This window comes from Acaryochloris sp. IP29b_bin.137 (assembly GCF_028285745.1).
In the GTDB taxonomy this organism is placed as follows: Bacteria; Cyanobacteriota; Cyanobacteriia; order Thermosynechococcales; family Thermosynechococcaceae; genus Acaryochloris.
In genome coordinates this window covers 19,418-42,691 of record NZ_JANQOP010000040.1, presented here as the reverse complement: position 1 = coordinate 42,691, position 23,274 = coordinate 19,418, and the positions used below count along the sequence as shown (strand labels likewise).

The following is a 23,274-nucleotide window of genomic DNA, read 5'->3' as shown; positions in this document are numbered from 1 at the left end:
GTCTGATTGCTGCTCCATCCTTACCTATGCATTTAGCTAATAAACTGACGTCCTGGTTAGAGACCCATTGGGCGACGCCAGCCTATGCAGGCTGGGTTATTTTGGGCCTAACCACCTTTTTCCTGTTGGCGGCTTCGAATACGCTAGCAGGTTGGCTATATGTATTAGGAGGACTGGGTTTAGCCCTTTTGTTGATATCTGCCGTCTTACCGATTCAGTCTTTGCAAGGCGTAGAGGTGGAGCGGCTGCCCCTGTTACCCGTCAGCGTGGGTGAGTCCTTGAATTTGGGCTTGAAGGTGTCCAATCCAACTAAGACTGTGAAGTCCCTGCTGCAAGTCTATGATCACCCACCCCAAAAGCTAGGAGTCTTATCCTCCCACAGCATCGCTGATATTCCCCCGCAAGCGGCCCATACCTGGACTTATACCCTCCACCCCCAACAACGAGGGGTCTATCGCTGGCACAATATCCAATTACGGAGTGCTGCACCGTTAGGACTGTTTTGGTGCCGCCGGAGTCGCCCGGTGAAGGCCAAGGCGATCGTCTATCCCCAAATCTTGCCCTTACAGTACTGCCCACTATTAGATAACTCGGGACATGAGCAAGATCGGCAATACCAAGCGCAACAGATTGGCCCCCATAACCATAATGAAGGGGTGACGCGGTCTATCCGCCCCTATCGTTGGGGTGACCCGTTACGACTCGTCCATTGGCGCACCAGTGCTCGCCACAATGAGTTTCGCACGCGCGAACTGGAAATGTTTGCAGGTGGGAACACCTTGGTAATTGCTTTGGATAGTTCGGGGGATTGGCATCCCGATCAGTTTGAACAAGCGGTGATTGCGGCGGCGTCTCTGTATGCTTATGGTCAAAAGCATCAAGATCAGATGCAACTATGGACTGCCCAGATCGGGCTGCAAACGGGCCGGCAAGCCATCCTAGAAACACTAGCCCAAGTGCAAGCAGGGGAGGTAACAGTTGCGCCTCTCCCCCAGCATTCCGTGATCTGGTTAACATCTGATCCAGATAGTATGTCGGCATTACCCTCTGGGAGTGGTTGGTTGCTCTGGCCGCATCCCAATGGTTCAAATCAATATAAAAATATTGTGTCACGCCAGGGAGAAGGCGTCGTGATTCACGCTGAGCAACCGCTTGCCGTTCAACTCCAAACCCCAATTCATGCAACTCGACAATATCGTTAAAATGCAGGGACGACAGCGGTTAATCCTGTTGGGAAAGACCGTAGGCAGTAAAGGGACTTTGCCTCCAAAGTAATGTCTTGATTGAATAAATTAGTATAATCTAATACATTTTTCATCGTGAACTCAGCGATGGTCTTCATACTGCACTCATAACAATATATGAGTGTAAGTAGGTCAGTACGATGAATACGAAAGCCTTGCTTCATACTGCACTGATTTTTGGCTCTTTAGCCAGTGCATCGGCCCTAGCACAACCTGCTCATGGGGGAACATTGGTGACTTGCGGTCCCAATGGTGCTGCATCCATTGTCAAAATCGTTCCTGCAGGTTGTCGGCACCTGTCAGCAACTTCTGCGCCGAAACATTCACCGGATAATTCCGTAGAAGAATCCCGCTTGGGCTTTACCTTTAAAGCTGCTGCACCCAAATCGCAGGAAACTCGGCCCGTCGCCGTGGCTCAAGAATCCCAAAACTTAGCTGTCGTTGCGATCCGTCAGCATCGCTAATTCTACGCGCTGAAGCAACCTCACGATTTGCTCAGCCCACACCATGTTCTAGGGTGTTGGGCTGAGCTTTTGGTATATCTAAATTGCTCTGTCCCTTTCCACTAACCGAGTAGGGGTAAATCTTGCCTGCCGTCAATTTCTGCACCGTTTTGATCAGACCTGGTCTTTCCCTAGACAAGCTTTTTATGGACGCTTTTACTCTGATATTTTGGGAAATATCGATTGTTTAGCTCTAGCTGAATCATTGAGAAATAGCTCAATAATGATATTAAACCTTTTCGTTTTTATCGAAAATTAGCCCTGCATCAGAGAAAATAAATGAGTCTTAAGTTTGGAAATTAGTAGATTGGAACTATGTACACGAAATATATCGCAGCCAGTCTCACAGCGTTTTTTTTATTGTTCAGTTCCCTGTCTTGCAGCCAAGACAACAAAGGTTCAACTCCAAAGTCAACTTCCGAATCAACCCCTTCACAGCCGACTAATGGGGATTCAGGGCCATCTACTCCTATCCCAGGGTGGAAGAAGTTTGCAATCGAAAAGGCAGAACTATGGTTGCCTGAAAGCTATGAAGGAGGAAACATCAAGAAGGATGTAGATTTAATCATTGCTAGAGCGAAGCAAATGGGGTCCGACTTTGACAAGATGGTTCAAATTATTGAGCAAAGCAGAGACCTATTGCTTCTATTAGCTTTTGATTCAAATATTGGCCCATTGGGAGAGGTAACAAATGTCAACATTACTGCTGAACCCGTGTTATCCACTGTCTCTATCGATGATTTTATAGATCTAACCATCAAGCAATTGCCTTCCCAATTTAAAGTTATAGACCGAGAAATTGTATCTTTAGATAGATACCAAGCAGGGAATTTGACTTGGAAAGCAACCTTAAATGGGATTGAAACAAGAATATTGCAGTATATAATCAAAGACAGAAATAGTACTGTATGGGTTGTTACCTATACAACGAGCGCCGATGAGTTTGACCAAAGGTTGCCTAGCTTTAAGAAGAGTATTAATACTTTTTATCTTCTGCCTTGATTGTTCTGCAGCCTTTTAAGGCATTGTAACGATTGTCCTTATCGATGACTCATTTTTAGGAGGATAGAGACACATACCGATCGAGGATGTAGCGAAATAATGCATCGCGATAAGCGTGTTGAGCTTCCAAGTTTATGGGAAAAAAGGCTATAGAGAAAAAATTCTGAACCATCGGAGAATCAGGCGCTTTCAACCTAAGTGGATCAGGACGTTTATGGCGAGAATCGAATAAACTTCTTTTTGCCCACTTGTAGCACGGCCCCAAGCAGATTATCTGGCTGGTCGTAGGTTTGATCAACCTCGATGATTTTTGTGCCATTCAGTTTGACGGCCCCTCCCTTAATTTGGCGACGAGCATCACTACTGCTGGAACATAGACCACTAGCGTTCAGCAAATAGAACAATTTGACGGGGAAGGTCACCTCTGCCAGGGAATATTCAGGAATCACATCGGTTTGGCTCATATCCCCCTGGGTCACCATGGCGGCGAGGGATTGTTGGGTTTGATTTGCGATCGCAACACTGTGATACTGGCTCACCAAAGTATGGGCCAAAAGCTTTTGCTGTTCTCGGGGATTTTCGGGTAGTTCTGTTAAGGGCAAGTCTGTAAGGTGCTCAAAATAGTCTGCTAGCAATGCATCAGGCGTCTTCTCCAGTTTGGAATACATACTGACCGCATCTTCAGCCAAGCCCACATAATTATTCAAAGACTTGGACATTTTTTGCACGCCATCCGTCCCGATCAGAATGGGGGTCAAGAGACCAAACTGTGGGCGCAGACCAAAATGCCGTTGTAAATCTCGCCCCACTGCAATATTGAATTTTTGGTCCGTTCCCCCTAACTCTACATCAGCTTTGACCGCCACCGAGTCATACCCCTGCAACAAGGGGTATAGAAACTCATGTAAATAGACCGGTGTCCCCTGCTGGTACCGTTCCGCAAAGCCTTCTTTCGCCAGCATCTGGCCGACGGTCATTGTGGTCAGCAGTTCCAAGGTCTTCGCCAAATCAATGTTGGATAACCATTCAGCGTTATATCGAATCTCCAAGCGATCGGGGGTATCGAAATCCAGTATGGGCTTGATTTGCTCCAAGTAGGTCTGAATATTGTGCTTGACTTCTGCCTCTGTCAGCTGACGACGGACTTCTGATTTGCCCGTTGGATCCCCCAGACGAGCGGTAAAATCGCCAATAATCAAAACGGCTGTATGGCCCAAATTCTGAAACGCCCGAAGTTTACGAATGGGTAAGCTGTGACCTAAATGGAGATCAGTGCCGGTGGGGTCAATGCCCAGCTTGATACGCAACGGTTTATCCGCTGTTTTGAGTCGCAAGGCTAAATTTTCATCTGCCTGTTGTGAGTCGGCTTGATGGGGAAAAATATCGCTAACGCCCCGTTGGAGTAACGAAGACACGGCATCTACCATGGGTGAGGACAGTATAGATTAACAACGGAGGGTCTGCATCAACGTTTCCAGTTGAGACCACCCCTCTAAAGCAACTTCTAGTATGCCATTGCTGTGCCATTCATCTTCAAGGCGGGAGGGTTCACGGCAGGGGAGATAATTTGATTTTCTCTTTATGAAAGTAAATTGTGGCTGGGCAGGGAATAGGAATGGTAAGCTATGCTCAATCTCAATTTTAGACTCCTTGTCGCCCAATATCGCTCGATTGCGCTTGCCCTCGCTCTCTCCATGGACTGGCTAATCCCGTGGGCCAAAATTGCTAGTATGATCCCTGGGGAGTCACTATTTCAAAACTGTTCGAAAGAGGATGTAAATCTGCTGTGTCTTTATCGCAAACTGCCAGCCAAAAACACCCCAGTCACTTGTCCCGAGGCACAAGTTTTATTGGCGGAATTGGCAAAGCAGCGGGTTCAACCATCCTGATCACGACGATGTTGACCAGTGCTGCTGTTGCAGGGGGCTTAATGGGAGTGGCGATTAGCTTTCGCAATCTCCCGGATGTAAGGTCCTTAAAGGGCTATATTCCCAACGAGACCACCCATATTTACGATATCAACGGCAAAATTCTGGCGAGCCTTCACGATGAAGAAAACCGGGAAGTCGTCCCCTTAGATAATATTTCTCCCCATCTGAAGTTGGCCGTGTTGGCGATTGAAGACAGCAACTTCTATAAGCATGATGGCATCAATCCCTACGGGATCTTGCGCGCCACGGTGATTAACCTGCAGGCTGGGGAAACACGGCAAGGGGCCTCCACCCTCACCATGCAGCTGGTTAAAAATCTGTTTTTGACGCCTCGGCGGGAATTGGGGCGGAAAGTTGCCGAGGCCGTCCTGGCCATGCGCCTGGAGAAGCTGTTTAAGAAGGACGAAATTTTAGAAATGTACCTCAATCAGGTGTATTGGGGACATAATACCTATGGTGTCGAAACCGCAGCCCGCAGCTATTTCGATAAATCTTCCGCCGACCTGAATTTAGCGGAATCGGCGATGATGGCGGGCATTATTCAAGCCCCGGAAGAGTTCAGCCCCTTCGATTTTGATTCTGTGACCGATGAAACCCTTGCGATCGCAAAACGGCGTCAAGCGGTTGTGCTGAATCGGATGCAAGAGCTGAACTGGATTACCGCTGAAGAAGAGCAAGCCGCCTTAGATACCCCATTGAAATTTGGTAAGGTAACCTCCTTTCAACTTAGTCGCTCTCCCTATGTCACGAATACAGTGATTAAGGAATTGACCCGTCGCTTCGGCAAAGATGCCCTCAGTAAAGGGGGGATGCGAATTCAAACCACTATCGACTTAAAAATGCAGGAAATTGCCGAAGATTCCGTGAAATGGGGGCAAGGGCGCATTTCCTATGCTGCTGATCAAATGGCGTTAGTGGCCGTCGACCCCCGCACCCACTTTATTAAGGCGATCGTGGGAGGGGTTGATAGTCAGAAAAGTGAATTTAACCGAGCCACCCAATCGATCCGCCAGCCGGGTTCTGCCTTTAAGCCGTTTGTCTACTATGCGGCCTATGCCTCCGGGAAATTTACGCCCAGTAGCATCATCAATGACAAAAAGGTCACCTTTAATGATGGCACCGCTCGGGGCTATACGCCCTTGAACTATGACAAAACCTATGGGGGGTCCATGTCCCTGCGGCAAGCCTTAGCCACCTCCCGTAATATTCCAGCCGTTGTTCTGGGCCAAAAAGTTGGGGTGGAGAAAGTCATTGATATTTGTCGAGTGTTAGGCATTAAAAGCCCGATTCCCCCGGTTATTTCTTTACCCTTGGGCTCGGTCGACTTAACCCCCTTAGAAATGGCGTCAGCCTATGCAACGTTTGCCAATAATGGTTGGCAATCTGAAACCACCGCCATTGCCCAAGTCACTGATAGCAGCGGGCGGTTGATTTTAGATAATACCCCTCAGCCCAAGCTAGTCCTGGATCCCTGGGCCTCTGCTGCGCTAACCCAGTCTCTGCAAGCCGTTATCAGTGGCGGCACGGGGACCGCTGCTCAAATTGGCCGACCCGCTGCTGGTAAAACCGGCACCACCTCTTCAGAACGGGATGTTTGGTTTGTCGGCTACGTCCCTCAGCTCGCCACGGCAGTATGGGCTGGAAATGATAACTATTCGCCGATGGGAAGAGGGGCATCAGGAGGAAGCTATGCAGCCCCCGTATGGCGCGATTTTATGAGTAAAGCTCTCGCGGATCAGCGAGTGGAATATTTTAAGTCTCCCAGTAGTTTTCAAAAGCCGGGTGGCTAAACTAGGCCAGACTTCATGGGGCCAAACGGCTGGATGGCCTGCTTTATCGTTCTGTTGATGGAACCAGAAATCTGCGATGACATCCTATCAGCCCAATTTGTTAGTGCCCCCTGAGGTGTTGTCCGTTAAGGGGTTGACGGATTACATTCAGGCCTTACTGGAAGACGACCCGCTGCTCGTTCAAGTTTGGGTCGAAGGAGAAGTGTCGAGTGCGGTTCGCCATCGGAGTGGCTTCTTTTTTACCCTCCAGGATCAGCAGGAAGCTGCCTCCATTCACGGTGTGGTTTGGAATAGCTACTGTGAGCAACTGGTGATTGAGCCTGAGGTGGGTGAGCAAGTTTTGGTGTTGGGCCGGATTCGCTTATACCCGCAACGTGGCCAGTATCAGCTAATGGCCTGGCAACTCTTTCCCGCCGGGGAAGGATTACGCTCACTGCGCTATCAGCAACTCCGGGAGCGTTTAACCCGTGAAGGCCTCTTTGATCCCCTGCATAAACAACCGCTCCCGGCCTATCCCCAAACCGTTGGCGTTGTCACCTCACCTCAAGCGGCGGCTTGGGGGGATATTCAACGCACCTTAAAGGCCCAACATTCAGGATTGCACGTTCTGCTATCGCCTACCCTAGTTCAGGGTAAACAGGCCCCAGAGGCCATCGTGGTAGCCATTGACCGCGTGATTCAGGATGGGAGAGCGGATGTGTTGATTGTGGCCAGAGGGGGAGGCGCGGCGGAGGATTTAGCCTGCTTCAATGATGAGCGGGTGGTGCGGGCTATTGCAGAATGTCCTATTCCAGTCATTTCCGGCATTGGACATCAGCGGGATGAAACCCTCGCCGATCTGGTGGCAGATGTTTGTGCTCACACCCCTACAGCTGCGGCTGAGTATATTTCGCCCTTATCCGATTGGCAGGCGGCCTATCGGAACTGTATTGCCTGTCTCTATATTATTCTCAATCGCCAGCTCGATGTCGCTCACGAACACCTGCTGGCCCAAAAAACACGCCTACGACGATTACAGTTGGACCGCCGCTTCGAGCGAGAACAGGTGTTGCGATCTCGCCTACAAACCCACCTCCACCAAACCGTCAAACAGCAGCTGGGGCAGGCTCAACAACACCAACAGCTTTTACAGCAGCAACTTATCGCTCTTGATCCGACTCAAGTCCTTCAGCGCGGATTTGCGCTTGTCCAAACCCCAGACCATCAAATTGTTCGCAATACCCACACATTACAAGTCAATCAAGAACTCCAAATCAAGTTGGCTGAAGGCCATTTTATGGCTCGTGTAACGGCACTACCGTCCTCACCCAGGGAATCAGATGATGAAAGCTAATCCCAGCGATCCATCGATGGCTCAAAACGAAGTGAACCTCCCCTCCGACTGGCGGTATGAAGATACCATCCGCGAAGTCGAAACCATTATTAATGACATTGAGACAGGGCAGTTAGATTTAGCGGATGTCTTTGAGCGGTTTACAACTGCAATTACCTATCTCCGGCAGTGTGAAATGTTCTTAGCGGACCGACAAGGTCAAATGGAATTACTGATCGAAGAACTGGGAGATGAGACTGATTTCTAGGTCACACGTCTAACTCCCGTCTCCTTTGGGGCAGCACTACTCAATCATTGGAACGTTTTTAGGAAGAAATTTAGCAATGGGCAAGGAGTAAGGCACAATTGGAGGTCATAGACGCTCTTGCAATACCATGACTAATCCCATAGCTCCAACCGTTGGGAAATTGAGTATGAAAACCAAACTCGCCTATGGTGCGGGTGATATGGGTGCAGGAATTACTGCAACGTTACTGGCTTTCTCTTTATTATTTTTTCTGACCAAGGTCGCTGGCTTAAGTCCTGGCATGGCCGGGGCAATTGTTGCGATTGGCAAAATTAGCGATGCCATCAATGATCCCATTATTGGTGTCATGAGCGATCGCACTCGCTCTCGATGGGGGCGACGACACTCATGGATTTTAATGGGTTCTCTCCCCTTTGGTCTATTTTTCTTTTTACAGTGGCTTGTTCCAAATCTCAGTCCCTGGGGGCTGTTTTGGTATTACATCCTAATCTCTATTTTCTTTAATTTGGCCTTTACTGCCGTTAATCTTCCCTATACAGCCCTTACTGCCGAGATCTCTCAGGATTTTAATGAACGAACCAGTCTAAATAGCTTTCGGTTCACCTTTTCGATTGTGGGTAGCATCTTGGCGTTGCTGTTAGAGATTCTGATTAAAGGCGTTATTGAGAATCCCATCCAACAATATTGGGTGTTAGGGCTGGCTTGTGCCGTCATATCCGTATTGCCACTGTATTGGTGTGTGTGGGGGACTGAAGAGCGATTTGACCCAAACACGCAAACCAAACCTCTTCCTATCCTGGCTCAGTTAAAAATTGCGGTTTCCAACCGTCCTTTTTTGTATGTTATTGGGATTTACTTTTGCTCTTGGTTAGCGTTCCAGCTCACGGCTGCCAATCTCCGTTTCTTCGTGATTAAGTGGATGGAATATGACGGTGACACTTGGATTGCGCTTACGGTTCAAGCGGTTGCCATCGTCATGTTATTTGTCTGGACAGCCGTCAGTGAACGGGTGGGGAAACGGATGGTTTATTTCTTGGGGATGTCCGTATGGATTGTTGCTCAAGGGGGCTTATTCTTTTTACAACCTGGCCAAGTGGCTGGATTATATTTCCTCAGTGTGATTTCGGGTGTTGGCGTCGCAACAGCGTATCTGGTGCCCTGGTCCATGTTGCCGGATGTTATTGAATTGGATGAACTCAAAACAGGGGAGCGGCGAGAAGGTGTTTTTTATGCCATTATGGTGTTCCTTCAAAAGATGGGACTCGCGTTAGGAATTTTCCTCGTCGGCCAGGCACTGGAGGCTTCAGGATTTATTTCACCCCCCCCAGGCGAGCCGATCCCAAATCAGCCAGCAGCCGCGTTATGGGCGATTCGTGTCATTATTGGTCCGTTGCCGACCGTTATCTTATTAATCGGTTTACTGTTAGCTTATTTTTATCCCATTTCCCGTGAAGTCCATGCGGAAATCCTCTTAAAGTTACGGGAAAAGCGGCTAGGCGAAGAAACATCCACTCGTCAAGCACCGCCACAAATGGACGTCATTGATGAACCCTAATCAGGACTGTCTGGGCAATTTTGAGGGGCATTGCTGTCATCGAACGGCAGGCCTGTACTGCTTCTAACGATATAATCTATCCATCAGAGACTTGTGGCACATTTACCTCCTTGGCTGATTCTGGACCCATCGCTAAAATCCTGGCTGGCTGAAGATCTGGGTCGGGGCGACCTTACCACTCAAGCCTTGTGGCCTGTCGAGTCTGATACGACGTGGGGACAAGCCGAACTCCGACTGAAGCAGCCAGGGCTTATTGCAGGCTTGCCCTTATTTCAGCGAGTGTTTCACCTGCTATGCCTTGAAGTAGACGTTCAACCCCTGGTTCAGGATGGCCATACCTGCCCATCGGGAACCGTCGTAGCCCAGCTAAAAGGACCCATGAGTGCCTTGCTAATGGGGGAACGCGTCGCTCTCAACTTGATCATGCCGCTGAGTGGCATTGCCACCCTGACCCGTACCTATGCCCAGCAGATTGCGGATCTACCGACCCAACTCGTCGATACCCGTAAGACTACCCCTGGCCTTAGAATGCTAGAAAAATATGCCACTCATGTTGGAGGAGCCATCAATCACCGCCTGGGCCTTGACGATGCGGTCATGATTAAAGATAACCATATTATTGCCGCGGGCGGCATTGGCGAGGCAGTTCGTTGCATCCGTCAGCACGTCCCTTTCCCACTGGCCATTGAAGTCGAAACTGAAACCCTAGAGCAGGTTCAGCAGGCCCTTGCCCATCAAGTCGATATTATTATGCTTGACAATATGTCTGTGGAGCAGATGCAGGCCGCCGTCCAGTTGATCCGATCCTATTCCCCGTCTCATCGGACCATTATTGAAGCTTCAGGCAATATCAATCTGCAAACGATTCGCACTGTCGCCGAGACGGGAGTGGATTACATCTCCACGAGTGCCACCATCACTCAAGCCCAGTGGCTCGACTTCAGCCTTAAGTTTATGGGTTGAGTAAGCCAGTCACCCTCTGGGGACGGTTTAGGCAACAAAACTTAAGAATTAATGGCATCCAACCCATACTCGTCGACATCGGCAGGTTTGAAAGGGTTTTCAAGGGTTCTAGCGCTACCAATCAGTCCTGCAGATCAGGATCTAAACCCCGCTCAGGGGGGATGCAAAAACCAACAATCAGTGCGACCTGCTACGTTTTGCGGTTAACTTAGAATATCTTGACCACAGCCCCACTTTTATTGTCTTACATGCAGGTCATCCCCCATGTCTGACCTTCCGTTTACGCTTGATCAACTCCGCATTCTCAAGGCCATTGCGGCGGAGGGTAGCTTCAAGCGTGCCGCTGATAGTTTATATGTTTCTCAACCCGCAGTGAGTCTTCAAGTCCAGAACTTAGAGCGGCAGCTAGCTGTACCGCTCTTTGATCGAGGCGGTCGCCGGGCTCAGTTGACTGAAGCCGGTCACCTCTTACTGGACTATGGAGATAAGATCTTGGCCCTCTGCCAAGAAACGTGCCGTGCTATTGAAGATTTACAGAATTTGCAGGGCGGTACGCTAGTGATTGGGGCCAGCCAGACCACGGGAACCTACTTGATGCCTCGTCTTATCGGTTTATTCCGTCGGGCTTATCCTGATGTGGCGGTCCAACTCCATGTTCATTCCACCCGTCGGACCTGTTGGAGTATTGTCAATGGGCAGGTTGATTTAGCGATTATCGGGGGAGAAGTTCCGCTGGAACTGCAAGAATCCCTAGAGATGACGGCCTATGCTGAAGATGAGTTAGCGTTGATTCTGCCGGAATCCCATCCTCTGGCTGAGTCTTCAGTGATTCAGCGGGAAGATCTATACAAGCTAAGCTTTATCACTTTGGATGCTCAGTCTACGATTCGCAAAGTGATCGATCAAATCCTGACGCGAGGTAATATCGACCCCCGTTTGTTAAAAATTGAAATGGAGCTGAATTCCATTGAGGCGATCAAAAATGCCGTTCAGTCTGGCTTAGGAGCTGCCTTTGTCTCCACATCTGCGATTGAGAAAGAGTTAGAGTTAGGCAGCTTGAAACGGGTCAAGATTGAGAATGTAGCTATAAAGAGAATACTATCTCTAATTATCAATCCCAATCGATATCGCTCCAAAGCGGCGGAGATTTTTATCTCAGAGATTTTGCCTCAGTTTAGTACCCTATCCTCAGACTTGAAAAGGATTACGACTCCATCTGGCGATGCCGAACTCGTCACCTCTGCCACCAACTAGTTCTTGCGAGTAGCTGCAACGCTTCAATGGAGATTTACTGTACCCGCCCTCATTGTCAGCGTCCGAGTAACTTTTTTGCTGACCTAGACAATCCCCAGACCCTCAAAACGGTGCAACAAAAGTTTTGCTTGAGCTGTGGGATGCCCTTGATCTTGATCGGACGATATTTACCCTCCCGACTGCTGGCCAAGGGTGGGTTTGGGGCGGCGTTTCTGGCTTGCGATCGCTATACACCTGGCTTACGCCAATGTGTGGTCAAGCAGTTCCAGCCGACAGGTCTAGGCCCCAATCAGATGCAAATGGCCCAAAACCTTTTTCAGAGGGAAGCCGAAGTCCTAGAGAAACTGGGTCGACATCCCCAAATCCCCGATTTATTTGCCTTTTTTGAGCTCCCTGTGTCGGGGCGCGGGTCTCAACCGGCGGAAGATTTTTTCTATTTAGTCCAAGAATTTATTGATGGCAAAACGTTAGAAGAAGAATTAGAAGACAAAAGTCAGTTCCAAGAGAAAGAAATTCTTGAACTGATGCAAGAACTTTTACCCGTCCTCCAGTTTGTGCATGAGAACGGCTCGATTCACCGGGATATCAAACCCTCGAATATCATGCGCCACACGCAAACCAATATGACCCAAACGGGCAATGGGCTGCTGTACCTCCTGGATTTCGGGGCCGTGAAGCAGGTTGCTAACGTAGCTGCTCCGACGCCTAGCAAGGCCACCAGCATCTATACCCCCTTTTATGCGCCCCCAGAGCAAACCCATGGCAATCAGGTGTTTTCCTCGTCTGATTTATATGCCTTGGCTGTTACCTGTATTGTGCTGTTAACGGGTAAAGTTCCCAATGACTTATTTGACACGTCCCATAATCAGTGGCGGTGGCGCCCCCATACTCAGGTGAGCGATCGCCTCGCTTTGATTCTAGACAAGATGTTAGAGACGTCGCCCCAAAAAAGATTTCAGTCTGCGGCAGAAGTTCTAGCTGAGTTGGGACAGCCTCGCTCCAGCCTAGGCCAATCTCTCAACTATAGCCAGCCTGCACCACAGGCACCTCCCTTGTCGGCACCTGCGGCCCCTGCGCCTCAGGCAGTCGCTCCGGCTCCCGTACGCGCAAAAGCACCACCCCCACCCTTTTCCCTCATCCGTTTATTGGGAAGAGCTGCCTTCACGGGGTTTGAGGGAGGCTTATTAGCTGTCGCCCTCACCAGCTTTTTAGGCACCACCTTGATCAGCGGTGGTTTTTGGCTCGGTCTAGTTGCCGTTTTGGTCTATAGCCAATTGCAGAAATGGATTGAACGCGTTGATTTGGTGATCATTGCAGTCATCACCCTGGGGATCATTGTCTTTGTCCCGGCGTTGCAAGGCGGCAATCCCATTCAAGCGATTGTGTTGTTAGGTATCGTGTCTAGTTTGGTGTTGATGACGCTGAGCCTAGTGTTTCGACTGATTTATGGTTTTTTATCCCGGTTTCTTTGATTCTTTAGCCTCATGAGTGATCCTCTCCCACCCAGTTCATCCCCTTGGTTGGTCGCAGAACAGTTTAAGTCTGCAGGGACCATTGTTGATATCCAGGAATTTGGTCAAGGGAATATCAACAGTACATTTCTGGTGACGTTAGACTCAGCGCCTGATCAACGCTTTATTTTGCAGCGCATGAATACTCAGGTCTTCCAGCAGCCCCAACTGGTGATGCGGAACATTCGGGCCTATTCAGAACATGTTTGCCAGCGGCTGCAAACCGATCGCTATCACCGTCGCTGGGAAGTCCCCCGAGTCCTCCTTACCCAAGCTCATCAGGATCATTGGGTCAGCCCTAACGGCGACTTTTGGCGGGCCATGAGCTTTATTGAAACGGCCCAAGCCTTACAGGAGATCCAGACGCCCGATCAGGCGGAAGAGGTGGGCTATGCTCTGGGTATGTTTCACCATCTGATTAGCGATCTTCCGGCAGAACAGTTGGCAGATACCCTAGAAGGGTTTCACATTACGCCCCAATATTTACAGCAGTTTGAGCAGGTGCAAGATACCCAGGTTGAGCTAACACCCGAAGTAGAATATTGTTTGCAATTCATTCGCGATCGCAAACAAGATACCCATGTGCTCGAGGCCGCTAAAGCCGACGGCAAACTCCAGCTTCGTTTAATGCATGGTGATCCCAAGATCAACAATATCTTGATGGATACGGATACCCAGCAGGCGGTGAGTGTGATCGATCTCGATACCGTAAAACCTGGGCTAATTCACTACGATATTGGGGATTGCCTCCGTTCCGGCTGTAACGCCTTGGGCGAAGAAACGGAGCAATGGGAAATGGTTCGGTTTGATCTGACCCTGTGCCAGCGAATTTTGCAGGGCTACTTGGCCGTAGCCCAGTCCTTCCTCACCCCAGAGGATTATGATTACCTCTATGATGCCATTCGCCTGATTGCCTTTGAGTTGGGGTTGCGCTTCTTTACGGACTATCTTGCGGGTAATGTCTATTTCAAAGTCAAGCATCCAGACCACAATCTCAACCGTGCTTTAGTTCAGTTCAAGCTGACAGAGAGTATTGAAGCTCAAGCGGAAGAGATTCAAGCCCTGGTTCAATCCCTCCGATGACTGCTTTTACCCTCCAACCCTTTGCCCAGCCCCATCCAGATGTCACCATTACTGGCACCTTAGATCGACAGGGGAATCAACTTGAGATCGCTTATCATCTCTCTGGCAACCTAGATCAAGTTATTCTTCCCGCTTCCTCTGACCCGCCCACTCGCCAGTACGATCTATGGGAAGGAACTTGCTTTGAATTTTTCCTCGGTCTCCCTCAGCAGCCCAATTACTGGGAGTTTAATCTATCCCCTACAGGCAGTTGGAATGTGTTTCACCTCGAGTCCTATCGCCATAATTTACAAGAGGCTTTGGCCGTAAACGCATTGCCCTTTCAGGTGCAGTTAGGGATATCCTCATTTACCCTATCCCTCACCTTCGATCTCGCTTCAATCGAGGCAGTTGCCTACCCCCTAGACGTGGCGATTTGTGCTGTCATTCAATCTCCCCAAACCTCCCTATCCTACTGGGCCTTAACGCACTGTGGTCCTCAGGCCGATTTTCATCAACGGGACAGCTTTATCCTCCAAATTTAAGGTAGCCCCACCTATTCTCCGAGGACATTCATTAGCGCCACTACTAGAGGGAATCGGTTGATTTTTATCTGTAAACAACAAAAAACATCGGCAAAATTCCGAGGATTTACGGTGGTTGTAGGCTGCTTGCCCCCCTTAACTTAAGATCAGTGTCACAAATAATGGCCGTTCCTCAGCAGTCCTTCTTTGGTCCTAGAGATTATGAATGTACAAGCTCCAGCTTCACCGACCGTGGTTACCCAAGATTGCCATGTCCTGATGATCGAAGAAGAGGAAGGTATGCGTTGTGTGTTGTTGGAATCTCCCACGTATTCCTTAGGCCGAGATAAAAAAAATTCAATTGTTTTACCGGCTTCTAAGGCCGTGTCCCGCTTTCATGCCATGCTGTTGCGCATTCCTGGGTCTAATAGCTCGGGCCATAGCTATCGCATCGTCGATGGGGATGCCACTGGCAAACTGAGTACCAATGGGGTCATGATCAATGGTGAGCGCACCACATCCCACACCCTAGTCGAAGGGGATGCCATTATGCTGGGGAATGTCAAAGCATCCTATCGTTTGCTGACCATGTCCCCCTCCGGCCTCAATCACATTAATGTTGAAGGGTTAGATATTCGCAGTACCCTGCCCCATACCTTCAATCCCAATGCCACCCTGTCTGGGGAGCAAGGGAGTCGCTCCAACGGGTATAGCACCTCTCCCCCCGAAGAAGAAGAGCTACCGCCCACCATGTTTTTTAAGAAAGCACCGAAGAAAGCCTAGCTAGGCTTTCGTTTGGCTGGCTGGGGGCAGCTCGATAATTGGGGTTGGGGATGATTGATTAAATAATCGGCTAACCAGCGACAGCCGCGCTGCATCAGCGTTTCCAGATGCTGCTGAGGAGAAGCGGAGAGGGGCCACACCTGCACCGAACCGTCACTCGCCACAGTGGTTAACTGTTGACCCTCTAAATCAAAACTGAGATCTTGGATCACGGCCGCATGACCATCAAATTCCATCTGTAGGTTACCTTGCAAATCCCAGATTTGGATGTTGCCGTCTGTCGAGCCTGCTGCAACCCGCTGTCCATCTGGACTAAAGCGCAATCGATAGACTGAACTTGGCTGGTTGCGAAAGGCGCGAATCAGTTGACCTTGGGTCGTCCATAAGCGGATTCGACCATCTTCAGCAGCAGTGGCGATGGTGTGGCCATCAGGGCTAAACCGCCCGTCATAGACTGCCCCTTGATGCCCTTGTAATTGGGCCAGCAGTTGACCCTGCCGAGACCACAGGCGAGCGGTACCGTCTGAGGAAGTGCTGAGGATCTGCTGATCATCAGGACTAAAGCGGAGGCTATACACCGCCCCCTGATGCCCCTTGAGCACCGCCTGTTGCTGACCATTGGGAGACCATAACTTAAGGGTTTCGTCTCGGGAAGCCGTCCCAATCCGGTCTCCAGCGAAACTGATTTGGACACTGTAAATGGTGTCTGGGTGGGCCACAAAGGTAGAAATTGGTTGATCCCGTTGATAGAGCTGTACTTTTCCTTGCTTAGTTGCCGCAGCGAGTAACTGTTGGGGCGGATGAAAGCTAAGGCTGCTAATCGCTTTAAGCCCCCCCTTTAGCTTCCGCATTGATTGCAAGTTTTTGCCGATCTCGATCTCCCCATCGTTCCAAGCGGTCACCCGTTGCCGACCGTCCATACTAAAGCCCAGACTGGTTATTCTGCGTTGCATGTGTCGCTGCTGCTGCTCTAAGGCATTGAAACGGACTTGCCACAAATGAACATTTGTTTCGTCGTTGGAGGCGGTCGCCAGCAGGTTCCCTTGAGGACTAAATTTGGCACTAAAGACAGCCCCCTGATGCCCCCTTAGAACCTGTAAGGACTGCCCCGCAGCGCTCCATAAGCGAATCGTTTTATCCCCCGACGCTGAAGCCAACCATTGACCCGTAGCATTGAAACTCACGTCATAGACAGCGCCTTGATGACCTCTCAAGACCTGGAGGGGTTGACCTGTCTCTGTCCATAGCCGCACGGTTTGATCCGCCCCCGCAGTCACCATCTGTTGACCATCGGGACTGAAGGCGACATCGAACACCGCTCCCTGATGACCCCTTAGAACGGCTAGGGGCTCCCCTGTGATGGTCCAGATTCGAATCGTGCTGTCTCGAGATGTTGTCGCGATCCGCTGACTGTCTGGACTAAAGCTAATGGCATACACGGAATCTTGATGCTGGGTAAACCGGCTGTATTCCTTGCCGTAGCGGTCGAACACAATGGCTGTTCCATCCTTGGAGGCAGAGGCAATCAGCTGACTATCAGGACTCCAACTGAGATCATAGACATCCTCTTGATGGCCGCGCAGAACTTGAAGGGTTTCGCCTGCCAGCGTCCAGAGTCGGAGGGTTCCATCTTTGGCTGCCGTTGCGAGTCGTTGACCATCCGGGCTAAAGACAACGTTGTATACATCACCCTGATGCCCAGACAAAATCTGTAGGGTTTGACCTTGTAAATTCCAGAGCCGCACGGTGCCATCCCGCGATGCAGTCGCAATGGACTGACCATCCGGGCTAAAGCTCAAGCTATTGACGGTGGCTTCATGGCCTTCCAGGCGATTGCGCTCCCAAATATGTTGCAAAATTTCTTGCAAAGCAATCACGGGTGTTGTCGTGGGGTATTGGTGTAAGGATCGATGATTGCGAACGAGGGGCTGAAGATTTTGCACGGCTTCCATGGCCGTTAGCAGCGCCACAACTTGGTCAAAGTCAAATTGTTGTAAAGCGCTTTTACCCGCCCATTCAATAGATTGCGTTTGGGCAATTCGCTGCTGCTGCAAGGCATGATTAATCCACAGCGCAGTTGCGATCGCACCGATCAAGGATAGGGTGAGAATTCCCGTCCCCAGTCTCAGCTTCCGTTTGGCATCGGCATAGGCTTTGGCCAAAGCTTGTTTCGCCCGTTTTTCAGCATCGAGTTGGGTACTTAGACGCTCTAAATCGCGGGCTTTGCGCTCCGTTTCTAGGGCAATTTGTTTATCCAGGGCCTGGCTGGCGGCTAAATACTGATAATCCTGATTGCTGAGCTGCTGATCCTGAGACCAGTCCAGGGCATCCTGTAAGGCTTTACCCCGGAGCAACCGCGAGGTATCTTCGCGTTCCGAGGCCTCCCAAGCCTGCATCATGGCAGCATAGGGACGCAGGCTGGCTAATTCCTGTTCAATCCAGGCATGGTTGAAGATCGCTTGATAAATGCGATTGTAAACCCGCAAAACCCCCTGGCGTTTGACCACCAGCCCAGACAGTTGCAGTTCTCCCTGGGCAACACTGCCGTCCGCCACCACCGTCTCCTGATCGAGAATACGTCGATACAGCCCTAATAGTTGTCCCGTGCGGTCGGGAGGGTGGCGAAGACGGTCCCGAATAGTGCGCAAATGCACGGGTTCATCCTGGGTGGGCCAATGGTCAATGATCTGAGATCGCACCAGCCCAGCAATGACGGTCTGTTCTTGTCCCGCTGGGATCGGCACCTCTAATTGAGTCACCAACTGACAGAGCTTCTGGGTCAGAAAAGGTTGTCCGCCCGTCCACTCCAAAATTTCTCGAACCACAGCTTGCCCATGGTCCACCTGAGACGGCAAGCCATGCACCAAGGGTTGGGCTTCTGTGGCAGTAAACCCCGTTAGTTCAATGGCATGGCCAATATTGAATAACGTTTGCGTCTTGTCTTGAATCAAATCGGCAGGTGTAGCCACGCCAAATAAGGCAACCGTCAACCGTTTGTAAAGGTCATTCTCAGCTCGCTGATTGTAAAACCACCGAATCAAGGCAAAAAAATCATCGACGATAAACGGCAAGCTTAAGGTTTTATCGATTTCATCAATAAAAATAAAAATCTTGTTGTTGGGCAAGTATTGTGCCAATACATCTTCGATAAATTGCTGCAACTGTTGCACAGGGGGTAAATGGGCATGGTCCTGGAACCAGGGTTTCAGCTGAAGGGAATGACTGAGGGCAAGTCCTTGGCAGAGCTGAACAATCAGGCTGGCATACCATTGTTGTCCCTGCACTTGGCTGCCCGTCACGGTCATATCGATCGAGACACAACGGTGGTCCTGCGCCAACTGATGCATGGCCCGCACCTTGAGGCTGGATTTTCCCATCTGACGGCTATTAAAGACATAGCAAAAGTCGCCGTTCAGAAGGGCATTCAGCAGTTCCGTATCCGCTTGGCGGATAACGTAAGACGGGTGATTGTAGCCGAGACTGCCCCCAACTTTATATGCCAGCGCTGTTGGAGTCATAATGAATCGGTCGATTGGCAAAGTACTGACGATACAGCTCACAACTGGGTTGGGCGCAATCTCCGACCAAGTGAACCAATCCCATACTTTCAAGTTGATACGCTTGAATCGGCTCTAACCGTGCTTTGGGATAGTCAGCTATCACTCGCTGCATCGCTGCGGCTAATTGGGGTTGACGTTGCAAGGTCGTCCATAGACCTCGCAAATGTTCGCCGTAAATCCCGCTTTGGGTCGGTGCTTGCTGGAGTAGTTCTTCCGGCGGAATCATCCGACGACGGAGGGTATCAAAGGTCAAATGAACCAGATGGGGATGTCCACCCAATAAAGTGTCTAGATCTTGAAAAAAACGAGGAGACAGGGCCGCTAGCTTCGATTCCAGCTGATACAACTGAGCGACGGCCCGCAGTTGTTCGACGTTAAACCCAGACAACTTAATCGGCCACCCCACATTGAACGGAGATTGGTGGACATCTAGATCAATATAAATTTCCGTAGCATGAGCCAATACTAAGCGGATTTTTTGCCAGATCGCCTGGGTATTCGCTTCTTCATTCCAAGATCGGAGCATGGGTAAAAAGTCTTGCGCAATTAGCGGATACTCAAACAGGCGATCAACATTGTCGAGCCCCAATACCAAGGCATTGTCAACGTTGGGGAGTAAATAGCCTTGCACATAAGATTTACAGCTCATCAAACTACCATAGATATCTTCTGCCCAATATTGTTCGAACTGGAGCGCTAATCCCAATTCACGGCAGATATTGGCGCAAAACCACTGTAAGACTTTATCTAAGCTAGAAAAGATAGAGGTCTCTGCATCTAAGAAATTCAAATATACGACTTGATACCCCGTCATTCGGGCCTGAAATAACAGCCGACGCAGCAACGAGGTTTTACCCATTTGAGCGGGGGCCTTAATCCGAATCAGTGCGCCAGGCTGCTGAATCGCTTGCCAACAGTCTGACTCTGTTGGTGGTCGTTCGATGTAAAAAGGGGATTCTGCAGGTAAAGGGGTCCGATAGTTCAAGATGGACATATTGGTCGCCCGATCTGTAGATGGAGTATAAATCCACTCTGCATATCGAGTTTCTTGTAACCAATCTCGCAAAACATTGAATTTCCCCGGTCCCTTACTCAAGGCATTTAGATCTGTGCATCCCTGAGCCGGATTGGCGGTAAAAGCAGCATAAATTGCTGTCATTTGTTTCTTATACGATTCAAGACTCGCGGATTGAGCCATGGGCCAAATTTCTTTATCCGGTTTTCGCCAATTTTCATAGGCAAACCGAGTCAGAAAGATGTCTCTGACTTTACCCGTAATGCCAAATTCTTGAGCTGTTTGCTTTAAAAACTTATCCCATTGCTGTGGTTTCATCTGTTACCATGACCCACTTAAGTCAGAACTAGAAATAGGGCGAAGAACCTCTGACTGGAGGGGTAACACAGTCGATGAGTGGAATCATGATTCCACTTAGTTCTACATTTTTCCACTTTCACACGATTAATTTTCTATATTTTTTGGCTTTTTTTTCGGAGGTTTTTAGACTGACATCCTTCAGCTTTGAACCTAATCTAGCACTTGAGAGTCACCGATAAAGCTGAGAAAAAAGCAATGGCTAAATCCTCTGTGATGTTGGCAGCCGTAATGATGGGTGCAGTGGCAATTATCTCGCCGGCCCAAGCGGTTATTCTAAGCCAAGAAAGTCCCCAGCAAATACAAGAAGAGAACGCCTCTTCGTTAATTGCGCACAAGAATCGCTCTTGGCGTCGCAAATATTGTTGGCGTCGTTATGGCCGCGTCCGCTGCCGTCATAACCGTGATTATGATCGCTGGCATCGGCAAAGAAAGCGGGATCGACAAAAATGGAGAAGAGATCGAGATCGCTATTGGCGAAAACGTCGTCGCTGGGAAAAACATCGACATGATGATGATTACTGGAATCGTCGCGATCGCGAATATGAGATTTGGCGTAGAAGAAAGCGACAGGAAGGTTTCCGCGATAAGCTGGAGCGCTGGATCTATAACGGCAATAAAAACGACGATGATGATGATGATTAAAAGCCTTCACTGGCAAACGGTATCCGTTTGGTAGTAGCTAGATAAGCCTGTTGCCCAGTTGCCATTGATTTCTCAGAGGCAACTGGGCTTTTTTTTGCGTAAGAGTCTGGGAAAGAGACACGCCTGATCCGCGCGATGCTCAAGTCCTATGTCCAGCTTTTTTTACTGAAATTCCGGCCTATAACCTTGACGAGTCCGTCGTTCCAGAGGTTGAACTGAGATAGCACAGGGCTCCCCTATTAGTCACAAGAAGGGTTAGTCACAGGGCGGGTACTTACAGTCTGGGTTGGTTTGCTGCGGAGGTGCATCGATGTTCTGATCGACACGATACCGATAGGCGGAGACGCTCAGTCCACTGATCAAGACAACACTAAGGGATACGAATAAAGTCTTGATAATCATGGCAGAACATTTTTAAAAATAAACAATTTATCGGAGTGCGGTCTCAAAGCACAATTACACCATTCGAAACATATGCATTATTGTCTTATTCGGTATTCTTTTGCATATCCTTATCTCGAATATCCTTAATTATATTTTTTCTATTCTGCTTCCGCAATAGTAGATTATTACTATATTTTTAAGCTATATCTTTATTGATTTCTACTAAATAATTGGCAGGAACATATTCCGTCAACCAAACCCCATTTTCAGAGCGATAAAATAGAAATCCATCCTGATGCATTTGCTGGGCCTTGATCTCCAAAATGATAGGGTGTCCGTGACGTTTCCCGACAGCGATCGCAGTCTCATACGCTGTTGATAAATGCACATATTGTCGACCGGACGGCAAAAGCCCTCTCGCCATAATTGATTCGAGAAATCGTTTGGCCGTCCCATGGAATAATGGGCAGGGAGGGTTCAAAGCCTGTAAATCCAAATCAACAGGAATAGAGTGACCTTGGTTGGCGCGAATCAGTTGGCCATCATCACTTAATCGAAAGCGTTGTTTGTCATTCTGAACCACTACCGCTCGAATGATTTCTTCCGTCAATACATGATCGTGGTTGGCAGCACATTGAAGTAATTCAGAAATGTTTGCCCAACCCCCAGAATCTAACTTCAAATCAATCGCATCCGGTCGATGGCGCAACACATAACTTAGAAATTTACTCACGGATTTCAACTGTTTATCCATACCAGAACAAGCTTTTAAGCATCAAAACGGAGCAGCTATTGCACAAGACTCTTCCAAGAATAAATGAACACTCAGAATGAAGGTATCTATTCCGCTCCTAAAATAAGTTGAAATCCCTTTAAACTTGGCCCCACTTGTTCAGACAAAATAACGGGTATCACAGGGGAGGCAACCTCAATCGCTTGGAGATGTCTGACCGTCCAGGCATTGCAATCGGACCAGATCACATAGTACTCCCGCCCTGGATAGAATTGACCCACAAAAGCAGGAACGCTGGGATAGGGCTCTACCCGTTTACCATTGTGACGCAAAAAACTTTGCTCAAGCGCCTCAATCAGATCGTAGAGCTGTTGCGACGTCACCTGTCGATAATAGAGTTGGCGCACTTGGTCTTTAGCCGTAGGTACCTGGTCTCTACCTCGTACATACATGACAGAGGCCGTGGGTAGCACTCCCGCTGCCAAAGTTGTCGAAATTGACGTATCTGAATACATAAAGAACTGCTTATCTCCCCACCCATACTCCACATAGCGTGCCTGGGGGTGATTGTGCGGTCCCAAGCGCCAGCCAGTCGGTTGCTCCAGGATGATTGCAGTATGAAAACCCCAATTAACAACGTATAAATCATAGAGTGGCTTTTGGAGTTGCTGAATACTGGGGAGATGAATCGCTGGCTTAGGCGGAGTAAATAGGGCCATATATAGGGCAGGAACGCCCCACAATCCGCCGTTGAGGATAAGTAAAATGGTAATGCAACGGCGGCGCTTTTTCAGCACTGCCCAACCTTTACGAATGATGTTTTGCCAGAATTGACCTGTTTGCATAAGCTTACGCTGCGCTCATTTTTGCGGCGAGTT

20 protein-coding genes are annotated in these 23,274 nt (G+C 49.3%); 14 read left to right on the top strand and 6 right to left on the bottom strand.

Translation table 11 applies throughout. The features are described 5' to 3' along the window. The first annotated feature begins 26 nt into the window (after nt 1-26). From Q0991_RS03125 to Q0991_RS03115, 3 genes are all read left to right on the top strand, one after another. Entirely contained in the window at nt 27-1,202 is a 1,176-nt protein-coding gene (locus Q0991_RS03125) for a DUF58 domain-containing protein (RefSeq protein WP_299485433.1), read from the top strand. Between the two features lie 182 nt (nt 1,203-1,384). After that, nucleotides 1,385-1,708 (top strand): hypothetical protein, encoded by a 324-nt coding sequence (locus Q0991_RS03120; protein WP_299485431.1) that lies wholly within the window; start codon nt 1,385-1,387, stop codon nt 1,706-1,708. A gap of 354 nt (nt 1,709-2,062) precedes the next feature. After that, complete coding sequence (locus Q0991_RS03115) at nt 2,063-2,749, top strand: hypothetical protein (RefSeq protein WP_299485430.1); 687 nt, start codon at nt 2,063-2,065, stop codon at nt 2,747-2,749. A gap of 212 nt (nt 2,750-2,961) precedes the next feature. Here the strand turns inward: Q0991_RS03115 and tyrS are convergent, their stop codons facing one another. Continuing rightward, nucleotides 2,962-4,176, bottom strand: a complete 1,215-nt coding sequence (gene tyrS / locus Q0991_RS03110; RefSeq protein ID WP_299485428.1) for a tyrosine--tRNA ligase — start codon at nt 4,174-4,176, stop codon at nt 2,962-2,964. A gap of 359 nt (nt 4,177-4,535) precedes the next feature. Here tyrS and Q0991_RS03105 point away from each other — a divergent pair, with 359 nt between their 5' ends. From Q0991_RS03105 to Q0991_RS03060, 10 genes are all read left to right on the top strand, one after another. After that, nucleotides 4,536-6,470 carry a transglycosylase domain-containing protein gene (locus Q0991_RS03105; RefSeq protein WP_299485426.1) on the top strand — a complete coding sequence of 645 codons (1,935 nt, stop codon included), beginning with the start codon at nt 4,536-4,538 and terminating at the stop codon, nt 6,468-6,470. Between the two features lie 76 nt (nt 6,471-6,546). Beyond that, nucleotides 6,547-7,803, top strand: a complete 1,257-nt coding sequence (gene xseA / locus Q0991_RS03100; RefSeq protein ID WP_299485424.1) for an exodeoxyribonuclease VII large subunit — start codon at nt 6,547-6,549, stop codon at nt 7,801-7,803. Further along, on the top strand, nt 7,793-8,050 hold the full coding sequence (xseB, locus tag Q0991_RS03095; RefSeq protein ID WP_299485422.1) for an exodeoxyribonuclease VII small subunit: 258 nt from the start codon (nt 7,793-7,795) through the stop codon (nt 8,048-8,050). Before xseA ends, xseB begins: the two co-directional genes overlap by 11 nt. Nucleotides 8,051-8,216: 166 nt before the next feature. Continuing rightward, the gene (locus tag Q0991_RS03090; RefSeq protein WP_299485420.1) at nt 8,217-9,605 is read left to right on the top strand and encodes an MFS transporter; all 1,389 of its coding nucleotides are present in this window, start codon (nt 8,217-8,219) and stop codon (nt 9,603-9,605) included. A gap of 93 nt (nt 9,606-9,698) precedes the next feature. Further along, nucleotides 9,699-10,568 (top strand): carboxylating nicotinate-nucleotide diphosphorylase, encoded by an 870-nt coding sequence (gene nadC, locus Q0991_RS03085; RefSeq protein WP_299485418.1) that lies wholly within the window; start codon nt 9,699-9,701, stop codon nt 10,566-10,568. Nucleotides 10,569-10,832: 264 nt separating this feature from the next. Beyond that, nucleotides 10,833-11,822 carry a LysR family transcriptional regulator gene (locus tag Q0991_RS03080; protein ID WP_299485416.1) on the top strand — a complete coding sequence of 330 codons (990 nt, stop codon included), beginning with the start codon at nt 10,833-10,835 and terminating at the stop codon, nt 11,820-11,822. 26 nt (nt 11,823-11,848) lie between these two features. Beyond that, entirely contained in the window at nt 11,849-13,294 is a 1,446-nt protein-coding gene (locus Q0991_RS03075; RefSeq protein WP_299485414.1) for a serine/threonine-protein kinase, read from the top strand. Between the two features lie 12 nt (nt 13,295-13,306). Continuing rightward, entirely contained in the window at nt 13,307-14,416 is a 1,110-nt protein-coding gene (locus Q0991_RS03070) for an aminoglycoside phosphotransferase family protein (RefSeq protein WP_299485412.1), read from the top strand. Continuing rightward, nucleotides 14,413-14,940: a DOMON-like domain-containing protein gene (locus Q0991_RS03065; protein ID WP_299485410.1), complete on the top strand. Its 528-nt coding sequence runs from the start codon at nt 14,413-14,415 to the stop codon at nt 14,938-14,940. The genes Q0991_RS03070 and Q0991_RS03065 overlap by 4 nt, the downstream gene beginning before the upstream one ends. Before the next feature lie 201 nt (nt 14,941-15,141). Further along, a complete protein-coding gene (locus Q0991_RS03060; RefSeq protein ID WP_299485408.1) occupies nt 15,142-15,702 on the top strand; it encodes an FHA domain-containing protein in 561 nt (186 codons plus the stop codon). Here Q0991_RS03060 and Q0991_RS03055 read toward each other — a convergent pair. After that, a complete protein-coding gene (locus Q0991_RS03055) occupies nt 15,699-19,220 on the bottom strand; it encodes an AAA-like domain-containing protein (protein WP_299485406.1) in 3,522 nt (1,173 codons plus the stop codon). The genes Q0991_RS03060 and Q0991_RS03055 overlap by 4 nt on opposite strands. After that, nucleotides 19,195-20,595: an AAA-like domain-containing protein gene (locus Q0991_RS03050; RefSeq protein WP_299485404.1), complete on the bottom strand. Its 1,401-nt coding sequence runs from the start codon at nt 20,593-20,595 to the stop codon at nt 19,195-19,197. The genes Q0991_RS03055 and Q0991_RS03050 overlap by 26 nt, the downstream gene beginning before the upstream one ends. A 237-nt stretch (nt 20,596-20,832) precedes the next feature. Between Q0991_RS03050 and Q0991_RS03045 the strand changes: the two genes are divergently transcribed. Beyond that, nucleotides 20,833-21,279 (top strand): hypothetical protein, encoded by a 447-nt coding sequence (locus Q0991_RS03045; protein WP_299485401.1) that lies wholly within the window; start codon nt 20,833-20,835, stop codon nt 21,277-21,279. Between the two features lie 255 nt (nt 21,280-21,534). Here the strand turns inward: Q0991_RS03045 and Q0991_RS03040 are convergent, their stop codons facing one another. From Q0991_RS03040 to Q0991_RS03030, 3 genes are all read right to left on the bottom strand, one after another. Further along, nucleotides 21,535-21,681 carry a hypothetical protein gene (locus Q0991_RS03040; protein WP_299485399.1) on the bottom strand — a complete coding sequence of 49 codons (147 nt, stop codon included), beginning with the start codon at nt 21,679-21,681 and terminating at the stop codon, nt 21,535-21,537. A 178-nt stretch (nt 21,682-21,859) separates the two neighbouring features. After that, complete coding sequence (locus Q0991_RS03035) at nt 21,860-22,417, bottom strand: RNA 2'-phosphotransferase (protein ID WP_299485397.1); 558 nt, start codon at nt 22,415-22,417, stop codon at nt 21,860-21,862. A gap of 86 nt (nt 22,418-22,503) precedes the next feature. Continuing rightward, nucleotides 22,504-23,241: a DUF2459 domain-containing protein gene (locus Q0991_RS03030; protein WP_299485394.1), complete on the bottom strand. Its 738-nt coding sequence runs from the start codon at nt 23,239-23,241 to the stop codon at nt 22,504-22,506. Between the last annotated feature and the right edge of the window lie 33 nt (nt 23,242-23,274).